Genomic DNA, 17,054 nt, shown 5'->3' with positions numbered 1-17,054 from the left:
GATGGCGCGCACACAGCTGCTCGAGACCACCGACGAGGCGGTCGCCGGGATCGAGGACGGGGCGACCGTCCTGGTGGGCGGCTTCGGCCTCGCCGGCATGCCCTTCGACCTCATCGACGCCCTCATCCGCCAGGGTGCGACGGACCTGACCATCGTGTCCAACAATGCCGGCAACGGCGAGGTCGGCCTCGCCGCGCTGCTCAAGGCGGGCCGGGTGCGCAAGGTGGTCTGCTCGTTCCCGCGGCAGGCCGACTCGTTCGTCTTCGACGGGCTCTACCTGTCCGGCCGGATCGAGCTCGAGGTCGTGCCCCAGGGCAACCTCGCCGAGCGGATGCGCGCCGCCGGCGCCGGGATCGGCGCGTTCTACAGCCCGACCGCGGTCGGCACGCCCCTGGCGGAGGGCAAGGAGGTGCGCGAGATCGACGGGCGCAGCCATCTGCTGGAGTACCCGATCAAGGGCGACTACGCGCTGATCTCCGCGCACCGCGCCGACCGGCTCGGCAACCTCGTCTACCGCAAGACCGCGCGCAACTTCGGGCCGGTCATGGCCGCCGCCGCGACGACGACGATCGCCCAGGTGGGCTCCGTCGTGGCGACGGGGGAGCTCGACCCCGAGGCCGTGGTCACCCCGTCCATCTACGTCGACCGCGTGGTCGCCGTCGAGGCCCGCCACTACACCGTCCAGGGGGCACGATGACCATCGAGAACCTCGACCGCGGTCCGCTGACCATGGACGAGCTCGCCGAGGTGATCGCCCGGGACATCCCCGCGGGCTCCTTCGTCAACCTCGGCATCGGCCAGCCCACCAGGATCGCCGACCACCTGCCCGCCGAGCTCGGCGTCATCCTCCACACCGAGAACGGCATGCTCGGCATGGGGCCGGCCGCCCACGGCGACGCGGTCGACGCGGACCTCACCAATGCCGGGAAGGTGCCGGTCACCGAGCTGCCCGGGGCGGCGTACTTCCACCACGCCGACTCCTTCGCCATGATGCGCGGCGGTCACCTCGACGTCTGCGTCCTGGGCGCCTACCAGGTCGCCGCCAACGGCGACCTCGCCAACTGGCACACCGGCCGGCCCGACGCCATTCCGGCCGTCGGCGGCGCGATGGACCTCGCCATCGGTGCCAAGGACGTGCTCGTGATGATGACGCTGTTCGGCAAGGACGGCTCGCCCAAGCTGGTCCCGGCCTGCAGCTACCCGCTGACCGGCGTCGGCTGCGTCAGCCGGGTCTACACCGACCACGGGGTCTTCGAGGTCGGCGGTCCCTCGGTGGTCGTCCGCGAGACGTGGGGGATCGGCGTGGCGGAGCTCGGTCGCCGGCTGGGTCTTGCGTTGGTGACCCGCAAGGGCTGATCCGGTCCCTTCCGTCACCGACGGGTGCGTCGGCTCTCCACAACCCGCGTCACACGGTCCCTTCTCCACAGCCTCCCCGGAAGGTCCCGACACCACGTCGGACCCCGCCGCCAGCGTCGTGCTCCCACGACGAACGGAGGCGCCCCATGGCGGGAGATCGGTACGACGCGCGGGCCGCGCGGGAGGTTCTGCAACGGCTGCTGGGGCGGTCGACGAGGAGCCGGCAGGTGCCGAGCGCAGACGCGGAGCGGCTGACCGCCTTCTCGGTGGCGATCGTCGATCCGATGGTGGAGCGGGTCCTGTTGCACGCCGTCGCCTCGGCGTACGGACTGGGCTGGCAGCCCGCCGAGGTGGTCCATGCCGTGACCCGCCGCCTCGGCCGCACCGGCGCCGGGCTGGTCGACATCGCGGTCGTCGCCGACCACGATCGGCGCACCGGCGCCGTCGACGCCCGCTGGCAGGATCAGGTGGACCGGCTGTCCGGCCGCTCCGCGTCGACCCGGCACTACTGGTTGCGCCAGTGGCGGCGCCGCGACGCCGTCGACCGGCCGCGGTGCTACGACCTGGCGGCCGACGTGTGGCGGGAGCTCGCCCGCCTCCCCCGGATCCCGGTCCTCGTCCCGCCGCCGGGAGCCGATCCGTCCGTGGTGGAGGTCGCCTCGCCCAGCGGGCCCACCACGGCCGACCCGGTCCTCGAGCGGATCCGCAAGCTGCTGGCGAAGGCGGAGTCGACGGCCTTCGCCGCCGAGGCCGAGGCGTTGACCGCGAAGGCACAGGAGCTGATGGCCCGGCACGCGGTCGACCGCGCCCGGCTCCACGATCCCGGGGCGGGCGACGGGCCACGGATGATCCGGATCCTCCTCGAGCCGCCGTACGCCGCGGCGAAGGGCGTCCTCCTCGCCGCGGTCGCCGAGGCCAACCGCTGTCGCGCCGTCGAGCTCGGTGGACTGGACCTCGCCGCCGTCGTCGGGCATGCCGAGGACCTCGCCGGGGTCGAGATGCTCTTCACCTCCCTGCTCGTGCAGGCCGGCCGCGCCCTCGCCTGCGCCGCCCACGGCGCCGGCGCCGGTGCTCACGCCCGGTCGGTCCCGTTCCGCCGGTCCTTCCACCTCGGCTTCGCGGCCCGGATCCGCGAGCGTCTCGCCGAGGCCGATGCCGTCGTCCTGGCCGACCCCGGCTCCAGCGGCTCGCTCCCGGTCCTCCGGTCCCGGGCCGCCGCGGTCGAGCACGAGTTCGACCGGCTGTTCGGGGGCCGCCTGCGCGAGCGCAATGTCGGCGGCCGGTACGACGCCCGGGGTGCGGCGCAGGGACGGTCGGCCGCCGACCGGGCCCGGCTGCACGCTGGCGAGCTCTCGGCATGAGGAGGCACGATGAGAGGCATGATGACTCCGACTCCGGGGCCGGGGCACACCCGGGCGGACCTCGACCGGATGCCCGACGACGGGCGCCGCTACGAGCTGCTCGAGGGTGAGATCATCGTGAACGCGTCACCGTCGTTCGATCACCAGCGGATGTCAGGCGGGCTGTTCTACCAGCTCCGGACGGTGTGCCCTCCGGGACTCATCGTCCTGTCGGCCCCCTTCGACGTCCAGGTCGAGGAGCTGTCGGTGGTGGTTCCCGACCTGATCGTGGTCGAACGGGACCGGCCCGAGCAGCGCGGCCTCACGGGCGCGCCGCTGCTCGTCGTCGAGATCCTCTCGCCGAGCACGCGTGGGCAGGACCAGGTGCGCAAGAAGCGGATCTACGAGCGCGCCGGCGTCCCGTCGTACTGGATCCTCGACCCGGAGGTCCCCAGCCTCACGGCGTGGGAGTTGCGGGCGGGCCGCTTCGAGGTGGCCGCGCTGGTCGCTGGCGACGAGGAGTGGGTCGCCGCCGCACCCTACGAGGTCACCCTCGTCCCCGCGCGGCTGCTCGACTGATCCGCCGCCCGCGAGTTCCCGGGTTCGCCGTTGGCGAACGCCGGAACACCGCGAACCAGGAACGCATTGGAAGGTGCATGAACGAAGGGGCAATCACGAACCCGATCCAGCTTCCGGTGCTGTTCCTCTCCGATGTGGTGGTGCTTCCCGGGATGGTGGTCCGGGTCGAGCTCGACGAGCCCGCCCGAGCCGCCATCGACGCCGCCCAGCTCGCTGCCCACGAATCCGGCCAGCAGGCCCAGGTGCTGGTCGCTCCGCGCTTCGAGGACCGCTACGCCTCGTACGGCGTCGTGGCGAGTGTCGAGAAGGTCGGCCGGTTCTCCGGCGGCGAGCCCGCGGCCGTGCTCAAGGCCGGTGGCCGGGCCCGCATCGGCAGCGGCGTGACCGGTCCCGGCGCGGCCCTGTGGGTCGAGGTCGAGCCGGTCGACGGCGGGGTCGTCGACGACGACGTCCGCGCGCTCGCCGAGGACTACCGCAAGCTGGTGGTGGGTCTGCTGCAGCGCCGCGAGGCCTGGCAGGTCGCCGACCAGGTGACCCGGATCGACGACCCGGCGACGCTGGCGGACACGGCCGGCTACGCGCCGTACCTCTCCGACGACCGCAAGCGCCGGCTGCTCGAGACCCCCGAGGTCGCCGAGCGGCTGCGGCTGCTCGTCGAGTGGACCCGCGACTTCGTCGCGGAGTCCGAGGTCAGCGACAAGATCGACGCCGACGTGCGCGAGTCGCTGGAGAAGAACCAGCGCGAATTCCTGCTGCGCCAGCAGCTCGCCGCGATCCGCAAGGAGCTCGGCGAGGGCGACCCCGAGGGCGGCGACGACTACCGCGCCCGGGTCGAGGCCGCCGACGTCTCCGACCCGGTGCGCGAGGCGCTGCTGCGGGAGGTCGACAAGCTGGAGCGGTCCAGCGACCAGAACCCCGAGGCGGGCTGGATCCGGACCTGGCTCGACACCGTGCTCGACCTGCCGTGGAACGTCACGACCGAGGACGACACCGACGTCCTCGCGGCGCGTGCGGTGCTCGACGCCGACCACCACGGGCTCGACGAGGTGAAGGACCGGATCACCGAGTACCTCGCCGTCCGGGCCCGGCGCGCCGAGCGCGGTCTCGAGGTCGTCGGCGGCCGCGGCTCCGGCGCCGTCGTCCTGCTGGCGGGGCCTCCGGGCGTCGGCAAGACCTCGCTCGGCGAGTCCGTCGCGCGGGCGCTCGGCCGGAAGTTCGTCCGGGTCGCGCTCGGCGGCGTCCGCGACGAGGCGGAGATCCGCGGCCACCGGCGCACGTACGTCGGCGCCCTGCCCGGCCGCGTCGTGCGGGCCGTCAAGGAGGCCGGGTCGATGAACCCGGTCGTGCTGCTCGACGAGATCGACAAGGTGGGCAGCGACTACCGGGGCGACCCGGCGGCGGCGCTCCTCGAGGTCCTCGACCCTGCGCAGAACCACACCTTCCGCGACCACTACCTCGAGCTCGACCTCGACCTGTCCGACGTGCTGTTCATCGCGACGGCCAACGACATCGGCTCGATCCCGGCCGCGCTGCTCGACCGCATGGAGCTGGTCTCCATCGACGGCTACACCGAGGAGGACAAGGTCGCCATCGCCCGTGACTTCCTGGTCCCGCGGCAGCTCGAGCGCGCCGCGCTGACGGCCGACGAGGTGACGATCAGCGACGAGGCGCTGCGCGAGATCGCGGCTGACTACACCCGCGAGGCCGGCGTCCGCCAGCTCGAGCGACTGCTCGCCAAGGCCTTCCGCAAGGCCACGGCCCGGCTCGCGTCCGGATCGGTCGATCGGGTCGACATCGGCGTGGGCGAGCTCAAGGACCTGATCGGTCGGCCCCGCTTCACCCCCGATCTGGAGGAGCGCACGTCGGTCCCCGGCGTCGCGACCGGTCTCGCGGTGACCGGCATGGGCGGCGATGTGCTCTACGTCGAGACGTCGGTCGCGGCGGGAGAGCCGGGGCTGACCGTCACCGGGCAGCTGGGCGACGTGATGAAGGAGTCGGCGCGGATCGCCCTCTCCTGGGTGCGCTCGCACGCCACCGAGCTCGGCATCCCGGCCGAGGCCTTCGAGCGGTCCATCCACGTGCACTTCCCCGCGGGCGCCGTCCCCAAGGACGGACCGTCCGCGGGAGTCACCATGGTCACCGCGCTGGTCTCGCTGCTGACCGGTCGCCCGGTCCGCTCGGACATCGCGATGACCGGCGAGGTCACGCTGTCCGGCCGGGTGCTGCCGATCGGCGGGGTGAAGCAGAAGCTGCTCGCCGCCCAGCGCGCCGGCGTCGCCGAGGTGTTCATCCCCGAGCGCAACCGGCCCGACCTGGACGACGTCCCGGAGGAGATCCTCTCGGTGCTCACCGTCACCCCGGTGGGTGCGGTCACCGAGATCCTGGAGCGGGCGCTGGTGGCTGCGGACGCGGGAGCCGCCGCGGCCTGATCTGTCTGCGTCGCAACTACCGAATTTGTCGCCGTAACGGCGGATCAACGACAAATTCGGTAGTTGCGCCGTCCCACCTCAGGCTCCGGCGAGGTCCTCCGCGTCGATGATCCGGTAGGCGTAGCCCTGCTCGGCCAGAAACCGCTGCCGGTTCTGGGCGAACTCGGCGTCGACGGTGTCGCGGGCCACGATCGTGTAGAAGTGCGCGACCTTCCGCTCCCCGTCCGGACCGGGCTCACCGGGCCGCAGCAGCCGGCCGAGGCGCTGCGCCTCCTCCTGGCGGGAGCCGAAGGAGCCGGAGACCTGGATGGCGACCTCGGCGGTCGGCAGGTCGATGGAGAAGTTCGCGACCTTCGAGACGACGAGCAGCCCGATCTCGCCGGACCGGAAGGCGTCGAACAGCCGCTGGCGCTCCTTGACCGTCGTCTGACCGGTGATGATCGGCGCGTCCAGCGCTTCGCCGAGCTCGGCGAGCTGCTCGAGGTACTGGCCGATCACCAGTGTCGGCTGCCCGCCATGGCGGGCCACCAGGTCGCGGACGACACCGAGCTTCTCCGGCGTGCACGCGGCCAGCCGGTAGCGCTCCTCGGGGTCGGCGGTCGCGTAGGTCATCCGAGCGGAGTCGGGCAGCGAGACGCGGACCTCGATGCAGTCGGCGGGCGCGATCCAGCCCTGGGCCTCGATGTCCTTCCACGGGGCGTCGTACCGCTTCGGGCCGATCAGCGAGAACACATCGCCCTCACGGCCGTCCTCGCGCACCAGGGTCGCGGTCAGCCCGACCCGCCGCCGCGCCTGCAGGTCGGCGGTCATCCGGAAGATCGGCGCCGGCAGGAGGTGCACCTCGTCGTACACGATCAGGCCCCAGTCGCGCGCGTCGAAGAGCTCCAGGTGCGGGTAGACGCCCTTCCGCTTGGTCGTGATGACCTGGTAGGTCGCGATCGTGACCGGGCGGATCTCCTTGACGGTGCCGGAGTACTCCCCGATCTCGTCCTCGGTCAGGGAGGTACGTCGGACCAGCTCGTCCTTCCACTGCCGGGCGCTCACGGTGTTGGTGACCAGGATCAGCGTGGTCGCCTGCGCGTGCGCCATCGCCGCCGCGCCGACCAGCGTCTTGCCGGCCCCGCACGGGAGGACGACGACGCCGGAGCCCCCGTGCCAGAACGACTCCGCCGCGTCGCGCTGGTAGTCGCGCAGGCTCCAGCCCTCCTCGGCCAGCGCGATGGGATGGGCCTCGCCGTCGACGTACCCCGCGTAGTCCTCGGCCGGCCAGCCCAGCTTGAGCAGCGCCTGCTTGAGGTTGCCGCGCTCGGAGGGGTGCACCGCCACGGTGTCGTCGTCGAGGCGCGCGCCGAGCATGCCGGCGACCTTCTTGGCGCGCAGCACCTCCTCCAGCACCGGCCGGTCGCTCGAGGCGAGCACCAGGCCGTGCACGGGGTGCTTCTCCAGGCGGAGCCGCCCGTAGCGGGCCATCGTCTCGGCGACGTCGACCAGCAGCGCATGGGGAACCGGGTAGCGCGACCAGGTCAGCAGCGTGTCGACCACCTGCTCGGCGTCGTGACCGGCGGCGCGGGCGTTCCACAGGCCCAGCGGGGTCAGCCGGTAGGTGTGGATGTGCTCCGGCGAGCGCTCCAGCTCGGCGAACGGCGCGATGGCCTTGCGGCACTCCGCGGCCTGCGGGTGGTCGACCTCCAGCAGCAGCGACTTGTCCGACTGCACGATGAGGGGTCCGTCTGTCACCGCACGAGTTTAGAGGGTCACCCGACAGGGATGACCCGGCTGATCCGGTGGACGGCATAGCGACGCTCCGCGTCCGGGTCGTCCTCCGCGGCATCGGCGTCGAAGGCCGTGAGCTGGCCGCCCTCGACCACGAGGGGGCGCACGGTCCGCTCGGACACGACTCCCTGGTTGTCGGTGAACCCGATGAGGACCGCGCCGCGCCGCTCGATCGCGTCGCGGAGCGCGGAGAGGACGCCGCCTCCGGGGGTCGAGGCGGAGGCCGGGCGGTTGCGGGCGGCCTCGTCCCCCTCGCGGAGCGCGGCGACGGCGGCGGTCACCTGGGCGGCGGTCCGGGCGGCGGTCCGGGCGGCGTCGGCGGGCTCGCGGGTGCGCGGGGTGCGGGCGCGCAGGGAGTCGGGGGCGCCGACCCGCACCACGCCGTCGGGTCCCTCGACCACGGGTGCCAGGCCGAGCTCGCGCAGCCGGGGGAGCAGGACGTCGATCGGCAGGCTCGACACCACGACGGTCGGCGCGATCCGCTGGAGGCCGAGGCCGGCCGCCTTCGAGTCGTTGACCAGCGCGGCCAGCGCGGCCTCGTCCTCCGAGCGGACGAACGACGACGCCAGCCCGACGCGCAGCCGGCCGAAGGAGCGGACCACGTCGTCGATCAGGTAGCTGAGCGGCTGGGGCACCGGCGTGCGCGAGGCCGCCAGTACGAACGCGTGCAGCTCGGCCGCCGTCCAGCCGGCATCCAGTGCCCGTCGTACCGAGTCGGCGGTGAATCGGTAGACGGTGCCCGCACCGTGCGAGTCGACGTCGGCGACCTGCTGCAGCCTGCGGGCGAGGTCCGGCTCGAGCGGGCCGGGCGCGACGGCGGTCAGGTCGGCCTGGACCAGCACGTGGTCGACGGGTGGCGGCAGCAGCTCGGCGAGGACCGGAGCGGGGTCGGCACCGTCGAGCAGCGCCCGCGCGTACGGCGCCAGCACGTCGGCTCCCGTGAGGCCGAGGACCGCGGCCTCGGCCACCGCCCAGGCCACCAGGTCGGGGCGGGTGCGCGGCCGGCGCGGGCGCTCCCAGGCGACCCGCGCGACCAGGGACGGCAGCCCGGTGCCCGCGGCCAGGCCGTGCCCGTCGGGCAGATCGGCGAGGACGGCGAGCGCCATCGCCTTGGCCTCCGGCATGCCGGCCGCGGAGAGCTCCGGAGTCAGCGCGTTCCACGGCTTCTGGTCCGGGCCGCGCTCGCCGACGAGGGACGGCAGCCGCGGGCTCGACAGCCAGGCCCGGGCGAGCGCGGCCCACCGCTCGGCGACCGGGAGCTCGGCCCACGTGTCGAACGCCGACGTCGGCACCCACACCGGGTTGCCGTCGGCGTCGGCCCGCGACGCGGCCAGGCCCGCCTCGTGCGCGAGCTCGACCAGCAGGGCCGCCTCCGGTTCCGGCACCTGCAACTGCGCCGCGGTCGCCCGCAGCTCGCGCACGCCCAGTCCGGTGGTGCGCAGCGCGGCCGCCGGCCGGACGCCCCACCCCTCGAGCAGCAGCCCGACCCGTCGGACCACGTCCGTCGCGGCGCCGAGCGCGGCACTCGCCGCCAGCCGGGGTGAGCGCTCCTCCGATGCCACCGCCGGAGGTACGTCGACCGGATCCGTCGTCGTCCGGCCGCCGCGCACGACCAGGCCCACCTCGCCGGGCACGACCAGCAGGCCCGGGAGGAGGGACCCGCCGGGTACGAGCAGCCGGAGGGCGACGAGGAGCTCGGCGGGCGACTCGGCGTCCTCCGGGCGGACCCCGACGCGCACCGTGCCGGACCGCGCCGTGCCGCCTTCGGCGATGACGTGGTCGAGCAGCCGCCGGGCGTCCGGCGGCAGCGTGGCGAGCGCCTCGGCGATCTCCGCCGCGGGTCGCGGGGCCGCCGACCGGGGGCGCAGGCCGCTCACGCCGGCGTCCGGTCCGCCGGCCATCGCGTCGCCCACCCCGCTCAGCGCGCGGAGCCCCTCCGGGGAGTCCCAGGCGACGGCGAGGTCCCGGAGCCGGACGAGCGTCGCGGCGGCGTACCCCTCGCCGGCGTGGACCGTCGCCGCGAGTTCGGAATCCGTGGTTTGGCCCGCGACGACGAGGGCATCAAGCACCGAGAGCTCGCCTCGGGTGAGGCCGTCGAGAGCGCGTGCGATCGAGTTCCTCACCGCGGCGCGGGAGGCGAGTTGTCCGAAGTCGTGAGGGGCAGGAGTGGCCAGGTCCAGACGTTCGGCGAGCAGGCGTTGGAGCCGCTCGTCAGGCCACGACCGCAGCTGGTCGGCCAACGACCGGTGTCCGCTCGGTCCCGCTCCCACGGTGCCCAACCTAGCCTGGATCCGTGGATGGGCGCCGTCGCGAGCGGCACTCCAGGGGTGTGGTCGCAAGGCGCGGGCGCGAGGGCAGTCTGGTTGCACTGTTGAGCGTCCGCAACGCCGCGAACGCGCCGCTGGAGTGTCGCGTAGTAGGTGGCCATCCACGGATCCAGGCTTAGGACATCGATGAACCGGGTCGAGCTGCACCACGGCGCCGCCACCGACGTCGGCCTGGTCCGCGAGGTCAACGAGGACGCCTTCCTGGCCGATCCGCCGGTCTTCGTGGTCGCCGACGGGATGGGTGGGCACGACCGCGGCGACGTCGCGAGCAGGTACGCCGTCGAGGAGCTGGCCCGGCTCGCCCGCGGCGACTACGTCCTCGAGGAGGGCGCCGCCGCTGTCGACGCCGCGCTCCAGGCCGCCCAGGACCGGCTGCTCGCGTACGACGAGGAGCAGCGTGCCGCCGGAGCCGACGACACCTTCGCGGCCGGCACCACCGTCGTCCTCGCGCTGCTCGTCCAGTCCGCCGACGGTCCGCACTGGCTGCTCGCCAATGTCGGCGACTCGCGGATCTACCGTTACAACGAGGGCGAGCTGGAGCAGGTGAGCGTCGACCACAGCCTGGTCCAGGAGCTGGTCGACGCCGGCCGGCTGACCCCCGACGCCGCGGCCGTCCACCCCAGCCGCAATGTCATCACTCGTGCGCTCGGCGGAGCGGCGATGCCGGGGGCCGTGAGTGGCGCCGCCGACTACTACCTCCTGCCGCTCGCCGCGGCCGAGCGCCTCCTGCTGTGCTCCGACGGGGTGAGTGGCATGGTGGACGACGTGACCATCGCCTCGATCCTCGCCGGGTACGACGACCCGCGCGACGCCGCGGACGCCCTGGTCGCCGCCGCGGTGGGTGCGGGGGGCCACGACAACGCGACCGCGCTCGTGGTCGATGTGGTGGGATTGGCGAACGACGACCCGTACGACTCGCACGCACAGCGGCTGAGTCTGGAGCAGAAGCTGGGGGCTCTCCCATGACCGACGGCATTCAAGGGGCCGAGCGCACGACCGGTGCCTGGTCCTATCGCGACGGCGGGTGGTTCGCGGTCTTCGGCACCGGCGCCGCGATCGTGCTGCCGGCGTCGCAGAAGGACCAGGTGGTCGGCCTGTGGGCCCTGGTCGACGGCGGTGCCGGGTTCGACGACGTCCTCGACGGACTGCTCGCTTCCGGGCTGAGCCGGATCCCCGGCTTCGCGCTGGTGGACGCCGGCGAGGGGTCGACCCGCTTCCTGCTGCGCGGCACCGGCGTCGTCGCGACCGTCACCGCCGCCGGCGAGACCGTGACCGTCGACGGCGGCGAGAGCCACACCTGGGTCGAGCGGAGCCTGGACGACGTCACCGCCCTGAGCATCAGCCTTCCGCCCGACGACACCGCCGCCGACGCCGACGGTGCCGCCGGTGCCGCCGGGCAGGGCCCCGCCGCCGACCTCCCGATCGTCACCGGCCTGGTCCGGGTCGGGCGGATCGACCGTCCCGCTCTCGCCCCCGCGGCCCCGGTTGCCCCCGCCGCTCCGGCGGTCCCGGCCGGGGCGCCCGTCGAGGCGCCTGCCGAGGTCGTGCTCCCGGTCGCGGGCGGTGCCCATCTCGCTGCCGATGAGCCGGTGTCCTCGGCCGAGCCATCCCTGGCCGAGCCGGCCCCGTTCGAGGAAGCTCCGGGCGAGGAGGCACCGTTCGCGGACGCCCCGGCCGCCGCGCTCGACGAGCCGAGCCCCCTCGACGAGGGCGCGGCCGCGGTCACCGAGGCGGCGTACCTCGACGACGGCCCGGTGACCGAGGTGATGGACAGCGTCGACGAGCCGCTCGGCGCCGCTCCTGCCGAGCCGGCTGCTCCCGCTGAGCCGGCCCCGGACGGCTGGGTGACGCCCTGGGACGCCCCCGCCGCCGAGGCCCCGACCACGCCGCCGCCGACCTGGGTGCCGCCCCCGCCGCCGGGTGCGCCGGTCCCGGGCGTCCCTGCGCCCGCGCCGGGCGTGCCCGCGCCTGAGGTCCCCGACGCCCCGCCGCTCCCGATCGGCTCCTGGGAGCCGGTCGGCGGCGTCGCGCCGCCGCCGGGACCGGGGATCGAGCACGACGGCTTCACCGTCGCCGGCGCCGGTGAGCCGCCGGCCCCGCTGGTGCCGCCCGTGCCCGGGACGCCGGCCGCCCCGCCGGTCACCCAGCCGGTCGCGAAGCTGCTGGTGTCCGACGGGCAGTCGATCATCGTCGACCGCGCCGTCCTCATCGGCCGCGCGCCGGAGGCCCGGCGGTTCGCCTCGACCGAGCAGCCGACGCTCGTCACCGTGCCCAGCCGGCTCCACGAGATCTCCTCGACCCACATCGAGGTCCGGCCGGGCGTCGGCGCGGACCTCGGGACCGCCGTGGTCACCGACATGGGCTCGACCAACGGCACGGTCCTGGTCCAACCCGGCCTGGGCCCGGAGGACCTCAAGCCCGGCATCGCCGTCCAGCTGATCCCCGGTGCGACCATCAACCTGGGTGACGGCGTCACCATCCAGGTCACCCGTCCCTGACCCCGCCCGCTACTCGGAGCGCCCCGCATGACGCATGTCCCCAGCCCACCGCCGCCCGTCGGCGCCGGTGCCTCCTCGCCCCCGGCGGAGATGGAGCGACGGTTCACCGCCGCCGTCATCGACCGGGTGCTGGGCTGGGCGGTGGCCGCCGCGGCGGCGTTCGCGGTGTGGCGGCTGGTCGACCCCGACAGCGCCTGGCTCCTCGTTCTCACCTTCGTCGGTGGGGCGGTCCTCGTCGGGTTGGTGCTCGCCGTGCTCGTCGGCGCGACCGGCCGGACTCCCGGCAAGGCGGCCACCGGTCTGCGGGTGGTGCGCCGTACGACGGGCGAGCCGATCGGGGTCGGCGCCGGACTGCTGCGCACCCTGGTGCTCGGCGTCGCCGGGCTGCCGACCGCCTGCCTCGGCCTGGCCACCCTCGCCTGGACGGCGGCCATGGATCCCACGCGCCAGCGCCGCGGACTCCACGACCGGATCGGCGACGCCCTCGTCGTCGACGTCCGGCCGCAGCAGGTCGAGGAGGCCCCGGAGGTCGAGCGACCCCAGCAGATCGTCAACCTCACCGCCATGCGGCTGCTGCCGTCGCCGGTCGAGGAGCGTCCGGTCACGGCGAGGCCGGATCCCACGTCGACGTCCGTCCCCACACCCACGTCGACGCCCGTCCCGACGCCTGCCTCGAGGCCTGCCCCGACGCCGCCGGTCGTCCCGGCCGCCGCGCACCGGCGCCGGTGACCCCCGCCGCACCGGCGCCGGTGACCCCCGCCGCACCGGCGGCCCCGACCCCAGCCCCGGCAGCCCCGGCAGCCGTACGCCCACCGGTCGAGCAGACCCGGGTCCGTCCGGCCCCCGGCGACGAGCCGGCGGTCGCGCCCAGCCCGGAGACGGTCCGGTGGCGGGTCGAGTTCGACACGGGGGAGCGCTTCGTGGTCGAGGGGCTCGCGCTCGTCGGCCGCCGGCCGGAGCCCCGTCCGGGGGAGCCGGTGCGGCACGTCGTCCCGCTGCGCTCCTCGGACATGTCCCTGTCGAAGACCCACGCCCAGTTCCAGGTCGCCGCCGACGGCGCGCTGGTGGTGATGGACCGGGGGTCGACCAACGGCTCCTACGTCATCCGCAAGGGGATGTCCCGCTCGCTGTCACCCGGGCGCCCCAGCACGCTGCTCGCGGGTGACGAGGTCCGCTTCGGCGACCGCACCATGCGGGTCGAGCGCGAGGGTTGAGCTGTGTTGTTGGGCCGAGCGTGTCGGATACCGAGTTCGCCGCCCGGGGCCTCGCTTCGCTCGCCCCGCGGGCTTCCTCTCGGTGCGGCTTCGCCGCCGTCCGCCACGCTGTCGGCCGAGGCAGCGCGGACGGTCGGACAGCTCGGGCGTCACCTCCGTGCCTCCCACTCGCGGCGCAGCAGCCCGTAGACCGCGGTGTCGCCCCAGGTGCCGTCCTGCTCGGCGAAGTCCTCGCGGGTGTGCGCCTCGTGCCGCATCCCCAGCCGCTCGCACACCCGGGCGGAGGGGAGGTTGCGGGGGTCGAGCTGCGCCATCAGTCGGTGCAGCGGATAGTGCGTGAACGCCAGGTCGACCAGTGCCCTGGCCGACTCGGTCGCGAACCCGCGACCGGCGTACTCCGGCGCGAAGACCCAGCCCAGCTCCCCGATGGCCGGTGGGTCCTGCGGACCGTGTCGGGCGGCCAGGCGCAGCATCAGGTCGCCGACGAGCACGCCCTCGTGCTCGACGGCCAGCGACAGCATCTCGCCGGGCACCGACGGGGCGGTGCCCGCGACCATCCGCTCCATCCGCTCCCGCAGGCCCTCGGCGTCGAGCGGCCCGAACGGCAGGTATCGGGTGACCTCGGGGCTCGCGCAGTACGCGCCGATCGCCGCGCCGTCCGAGGGCAGCACGGCACGCAGCATCAGGCGCTCGGTCCGGACCGGGAGGAGTGGCGCCGGCAGCGCGGGCGGGATCAATTCGGTTGCCACGATCGTGAGAATAGAGGCCGACACCGTATGTCCTACGATGTGCGGTTCGTGCGCCCGACCGGGCGCACGCCGGGATGAGGAGAGGGTGGGCCGAGCCGTGCCGACTGGCAAGGTGAAGTGGTACGACGCGGAGAAGGGCTTCGGCTTCCTCTCCCAGCAGGGCGGGGAGGACGTCTACGTCCGCGCCGATGCGCTGCCCGACGGCGTGACCACCCTCAAGGCGGGCACCCGGGTCGAGTTCGGCATCGCCCAGGGCCGGCGCGGCGAGCAGGCCCTCCAGGTGCGCATCCTGGACGCGCCCACCTCGGTCGCGCGCAACCAGCAGCAGGCCAAGCGCAAGAAGCCCGAGGAGATGGTCCCGATCGTCGAGGACCTGATCCGCGTGCTCGACGGCGTCGGCGAGGCCTACCGGCACGGCCGCCACCCCGACCGCCGTACGGCGCAGCCGGTGGCCAAGCTGCTGCGCGCGCTGGCCGACGAGCTGGAGTCGTAGCGCTCAGCCGCGGGCGGCGCCGACCGGGTCACCGGGCCGGTTCCGCTCGCGGCGCGACGGGCTGGTCCGCAGCACGAAGACCGCCCAGGCGGTCAGCAGGACGGCGGCGAAGCCCAGTCCGATCCCGTTGACCGCGGGGTAGGACAGGACCACGCCGAGGAAGCCGCCGACCACCCACGCCAGCTGCAGGGTGGTGTCGCCCTTGGCGAAGGCGCTCGCGTGCGCGCGCACGGGCACGCCGGACTGGATGGTCGAGTCGAGCGAGACCTTGGCGAGATACTGCATGAGGCCGACGGTCAGGCCCAGCAGCACCAGCGGGATCAGGCTGAAGAAGAGGGTCGCCACGACGAGCGCGACGATGTCGGCGAGCAGGGCGATGACCACCATCGCCGCCGGGTTGATCCTGCGGGCGAGCGAGGCGACGAGGATGCCGACGGTGTTGCCGAGACCGGCGGCGCCGACGACCAGGCCGACCGACAGCGTCGCCTTGGTCTTGCTCTCCCACCCGTCGAGCGGCTCGGTCATCAGCACGAACGTCATGAACATGGTGAGGAAGCCGGACAGCAGGCGGGGCCCGCAGTTGGCGCGCAGTGCGAAGGCCACCCGCGGCGGCAGTCCGCCGCGGCGCCCGGCGCCGCGCGGCCCGTCGATCGACTCCTCGCCCGCGGAGGAGTCGATCTTGCCCGGCAGCAGGATCGCCGCGATCGTGCCCACCGTGAACACCACGAAGGCGTAGCGGCAGGCCCACTCCGGGCCGATCCAGTACGCCGCGCCCGCGAGCGGGGCCGAGGCGCAGGCGCCGACCACGCCGGCGAGCGCCACCCGACCGTTGGCCTTCACCAGGGTGATCTCCTGGGGGACCAGGCGGGGGACCGCCGCGGCCTTCGCGACGCCGTACGCCTTGGACGAGACGAGCACGCCGAGCGCGGCGACGTAGAACCAGGGGGAGCCGTCGCTGAGGGTCCCGGCCAGCACCCAGCACAGGAAGGCGCGCAGCGCGAAGGTGGCTCCGATGGCCCAGCGCCGGCCGTGGCTGAACCGGTCGAGGAAGGGCCCGATCAGCGGCGCCACGATCGCGAACGGGACCATGGTGAGGCCGAGGAAGAGCAGCACCGGGCCGCGCTGCCCGCTGGTGGCGCCGGCGAAGAAGACGGTGCCGGCCAGGGCGATCGCGAACGCCGAGTCGCCGGCTGCGTTGGCGGCGTGCAGCTCGATGAGCCGGTTGAGGCCGGAGCGCTCGGCCCCCTGGGCGCCGGCGGCCTTGCGGGCCGTGCGCACGGTTGCCTTGCTCGCGCGCCCGGTGACCCGGGCGAAGCCCTTCACGCCGCGCGCGGTCGCCTTGGCCGCGCGCACCGAGCCGGTCTCGGTCGGCGCCTCCCCGATGGGGCCGCGCTCCGGAGGGGGGCTCAGGTCCGGGCCGTCGGTGCTCACCCTCCTATCTTGCCTGTTGCCCCCGACGTGACGAGCGTCGCCACGATGGGGGATGCTGTGCCCGTGTCCACCCTCGAGCGCAAGCTGACCGACGCCGCCACCGCCGACGCGATCGACGCGGCGCGCGCGGCGCTGCTCGAGGAGGTCGACACCTCCGACGTCGGCGACCACCTCGGCCACCAGGTCGACGGGCTGCGGGTCGTCACCCACCTGTTCGACTGCACCCGCAAGGGCTATCGCGGCTGGCAGTGGGCGGTCACGCTCACCCGGGCCTCGCGTCAGCGCAAGGTCACCGTGGTCGAGGTCGTGCTCCTCCCCGGCTCCGATGCCATCGTCGCGCCCGCCTGGGTGCCCTACCGCGAGCGCCTCCAGCCCGGCGACATGTCGCCCGGCGACCTGCTCCCCGTCTCCGACGACGACCCGCGCCTCGTGCCGACGTACTCCTTCGGCGACGACCCGCTCGACACCGACGACAAGGCGCAGATCCGCCAGGTCGCCAAGGACCTCGGGCTCGGCCGGGTCCGGGTGCTCTCGCCCGAGGGCCGCGACGCCGCCGCCGAGCGCTGGTACGACGGCGCCGCCGGTCCCGACGCCCCCATCGCCAAGTCCGCGCCGCACCACTGCCACTCCTGCGGCTTCCTGGTCCGGCTCGCCGGCCCGCTGTCGGAGCTGTTCGGCGTGTGTGCCAACGGCGACGCCAACGACGACGGCCGGGTGGTCGCGCACCAGCACGGCTGCGGCGGACACTCCGAGGTGCGGCTCAGCAAGCGCCAGCAGCCCCAGCCGCCCGCCCCGCCGGTCATCGACACGATCTCCCTCGACGACCTCGAGACCTTCTGAGCCGCCGCCGGTCCTTGTAACTAAG

At 74.2% G+C, this 17,054-nt stretch carries 15 protein-coding genes; 11 read left to right on the top strand and 4 right to left on the bottom strand.

Annotation, left to right across the window (positions count from 1 at the left end; all coding sequences use genetic code 11):
* Window position 1: 1 nt before the first annotated feature.
* The 5 genes from QJ852_21255 to lon all read left to right on the top strand — a co-directional run bounded on the left by QJ852_21255 (window position 2) and on the right by lon (window position 5,704).
* Window positions 2-697, top strand: coding sequence for a 3-oxoacid CoA-transferase subunit A (locus QJ852_21255; protein WGX95670.1), 696 nt, complete (start codon window positions 2-4; stop codon window positions 695-697).
* Complete coding sequence (locus tag QJ852_21250) at window positions 694-1,356, top strand: 3-oxoacid CoA-transferase subunit B (protein WGX95669.1); 663 nt, start codon at window positions 694-696, stop codon at window positions 1,354-1,356. Before QJ852_21255 ends, QJ852_21250 begins: the two co-directional genes overlap by 4 nt.
* A 227-nt stretch (window positions 1,357-1,583) precedes the next feature.
* Window positions 1,584-2,717 carry a DUF2786 domain-containing protein gene (locus tag QJ852_21245; GenBank protein ID WGX95668.1) on the top strand — a complete coding sequence of 378 codons (1,134 nt, stop codon included), beginning with the start codon at window positions 1,584-1,586 and terminating at the stop codon, window positions 2,715-2,717.
* A gap of 18 nt (window positions 2,718-2,735) precedes the next feature.
* Entirely contained in the window at window positions 2,736-3,275 is a 540-nt protein-coding gene (locus tag QJ852_21240) for a Uma2 family endonuclease (protein WGX95667.1), read from the top strand.
* A gap of 77 nt (window positions 3,276-3,352) precedes the next feature.
* Window positions 3,353-5,704 carry an endopeptidase La gene (lon, locus tag QJ852_21235; GenBank protein ID WGX95666.1) on the top strand — a complete coding sequence of 784 codons (2,352 nt, stop codon included), beginning with the start codon at window positions 3,353-3,355 and terminating at the stop codon, window positions 5,702-5,704.
* 78 nt (window positions 5,705-5,782) lie between these two features.
* Here the strand turns inward: lon and QJ852_21230 are convergent, their stop codons facing one another.
* Both QJ852_21230 and QJ852_21225 read right to left on the bottom strand, forming a co-directional pair.
* Window positions 5,783-7,441, bottom strand: coding sequence for a DEAD/DEAH box helicase (locus QJ852_21230; protein ID WGX95665.1), 1,659 nt, complete (start codon window positions 7,439-7,441; stop codon window positions 5,783-5,785).
* 17 nt (window positions 7,442-7,458) lie between these two features.
* Window positions 7,459-9,747 carry a helicase-associated domain-containing protein gene (locus QJ852_21225; GenBank protein ID WGX95664.1) on the bottom strand — a complete coding sequence of 763 codons (2,289 nt, stop codon included), beginning with the start codon at window positions 9,745-9,747 and terminating at the stop codon, window positions 7,459-7,461.
* Window positions 9,748-9,930: 183 nt separating this feature from the next.
* Between QJ852_21225 and QJ852_21220 the strand changes: the two genes are divergently transcribed.
* From QJ852_21220 to QJ852_21205, 4 genes are read left to right on the top strand one after another with little or no spacing between them, the layout of a single operon-like run.
* A complete protein-coding gene (locus tag QJ852_21220; GenBank protein WGX95663.1) occupies window positions 9,931-10,770 on the top strand; it encodes a protein phosphatase 2C domain-containing protein in 840 nt (279 codons plus the stop codon).
* Window positions 10,767-12,302 (top strand): hypothetical protein, encoded by a 1,536-nt coding sequence (locus QJ852_21215; protein ID WGX95662.1) that lies wholly within the window; start codon window positions 10,767-10,769, stop codon window positions 12,300-12,302. Before QJ852_21220 ends, QJ852_21215 begins: the two co-directional genes overlap by 4 nt.
* A 27-nt stretch (window positions 12,303-12,329) precedes the next feature.
* Window positions 12,330-13,031 carry an RDD family protein gene (locus QJ852_21210; protein WGX95661.1) on the top strand — a complete coding sequence of 234 codons (702 nt, stop codon included), beginning with the start codon at window positions 12,330-12,332 and terminating at the stop codon, window positions 13,029-13,031.
* On the top strand, window positions 13,028-13,516 hold the full coding sequence (locus tag QJ852_21205; GenBank protein WGX95660.1) for an FHA domain-containing protein: 489 nt from the start codon (window positions 13,028-13,030) through the stop codon (window positions 13,514-13,516). The genes QJ852_21210 and QJ852_21205 overlap by 4 nt, the downstream gene beginning before the upstream one ends.
* Window positions 13,517-13,665: 149 nt before the next feature.
* Here the strand turns inward: QJ852_21205 and QJ852_21200 are convergent, their stop codons facing one another.
* Complete coding sequence (locus tag QJ852_21200; protein ID WGX95659.1) at window positions 13,666-14,265, bottom strand: GNAT family protein; 600 nt, start codon at window positions 14,263-14,265, stop codon at window positions 13,666-13,668.
* A 97-nt stretch (window positions 14,266-14,362) separates the two neighbouring features.
* Between QJ852_21200 and QJ852_21195 the strand changes: the two genes are divergently transcribed.
* Window positions 14,363-14,758 carry a cold-shock protein gene (locus QJ852_21195; protein WGX95658.1) on the top strand — a complete coding sequence of 132 codons (396 nt, stop codon included), beginning with the start codon at window positions 14,363-14,365 and terminating at the stop codon, window positions 14,756-14,758.
* Between the two features lie 3 nt (window positions 14,759-14,761).
* On the opposite strand, the gene QJ852_21190 is transcribed toward QJ852_21195, so the two are convergent.
* The gene (locus QJ852_21190; GenBank protein WGX95657.1) at window positions 14,762-16,189 is read right to left on the bottom strand and encodes an MFS transporter; all 1,428 of its coding nucleotides are present in this window, start codon (window positions 16,187-16,189) and stop codon (window positions 14,762-14,764) included.
* Between the two features lie 63 nt (window positions 16,190-16,252).
* Between QJ852_21190 and QJ852_21185 the strand changes: the two genes are divergently transcribed.
* Window positions 16,253-17,029: a DUF3027 domain-containing protein gene (locus tag QJ852_21185; protein ID WGX95656.1), complete on the top strand. Its 777-nt coding sequence runs from the start codon at window positions 16,253-16,255 to the stop codon at window positions 17,027-17,029.
* Window positions 17,030-17,054 lie beyond the last annotated feature (25 nt).

Source organism: Nocardioides sp. L-11A, assembly GCA_029961745.1.
In the GTDB taxonomy this organism is placed as follows: Bacteria; Actinomycetota; Actinomycetes; order Propionibacteriales; family Nocardioidaceae; genus Nocardioides.
This window is presented reverse-complemented; position numbering and strand designations above follow the sequence as displayed.

Excerpts from the sequence above, each read along its gene's own strand:
- lon (WGX95666.1), top strand. The coding sequence starts at position 3,353 with ATGAACGAAGGGGCAATCACGAACCCGATCCAGCTTCCGGTGCTGTTC.
- QJ852_21220 (WGX95663.1), top strand. The coding sequence starts at position 9,931 with ATGAACCGGGTCGAGCTGCACCACGGCGCCGCCACCGACGTCGGCCTG.
- QJ852_21250 (WGX95669.1), top strand. The coding sequence starts at position 694 with ATGACCATCGAGAACCTCGACCGCGGTCCGCTGACCATGGACGAGCTC.
- QJ852_21210 (WGX95661.1), top strand. The coding sequence starts at position 12,330 with ATGACGCATGTCCCCAGCCCACCGCCGCCCGTCGGCGCCGGTGCCTCC.
- QJ852_21240 (WGX95667.1), top strand. The coding sequence starts at position 2,736 with ATGATGACTCCGACTCCGGGGCCGGGGCACACCCGGGCGGACCTCGAC.
- QJ852_21215 (WGX95662.1), top strand. The coding sequence starts at position 10,767 with ATGACCGACGGCATTCAAGGGGCCGAGCGCACGACCGGTGCCTGGTCC.
- QJ852_21255 (WGX95670.1), top strand. The coding sequence starts at position 2 with ATGGCGCGCACACAGCTGCTCGAGACCACCGACGAGGCGGTCGCCGGG.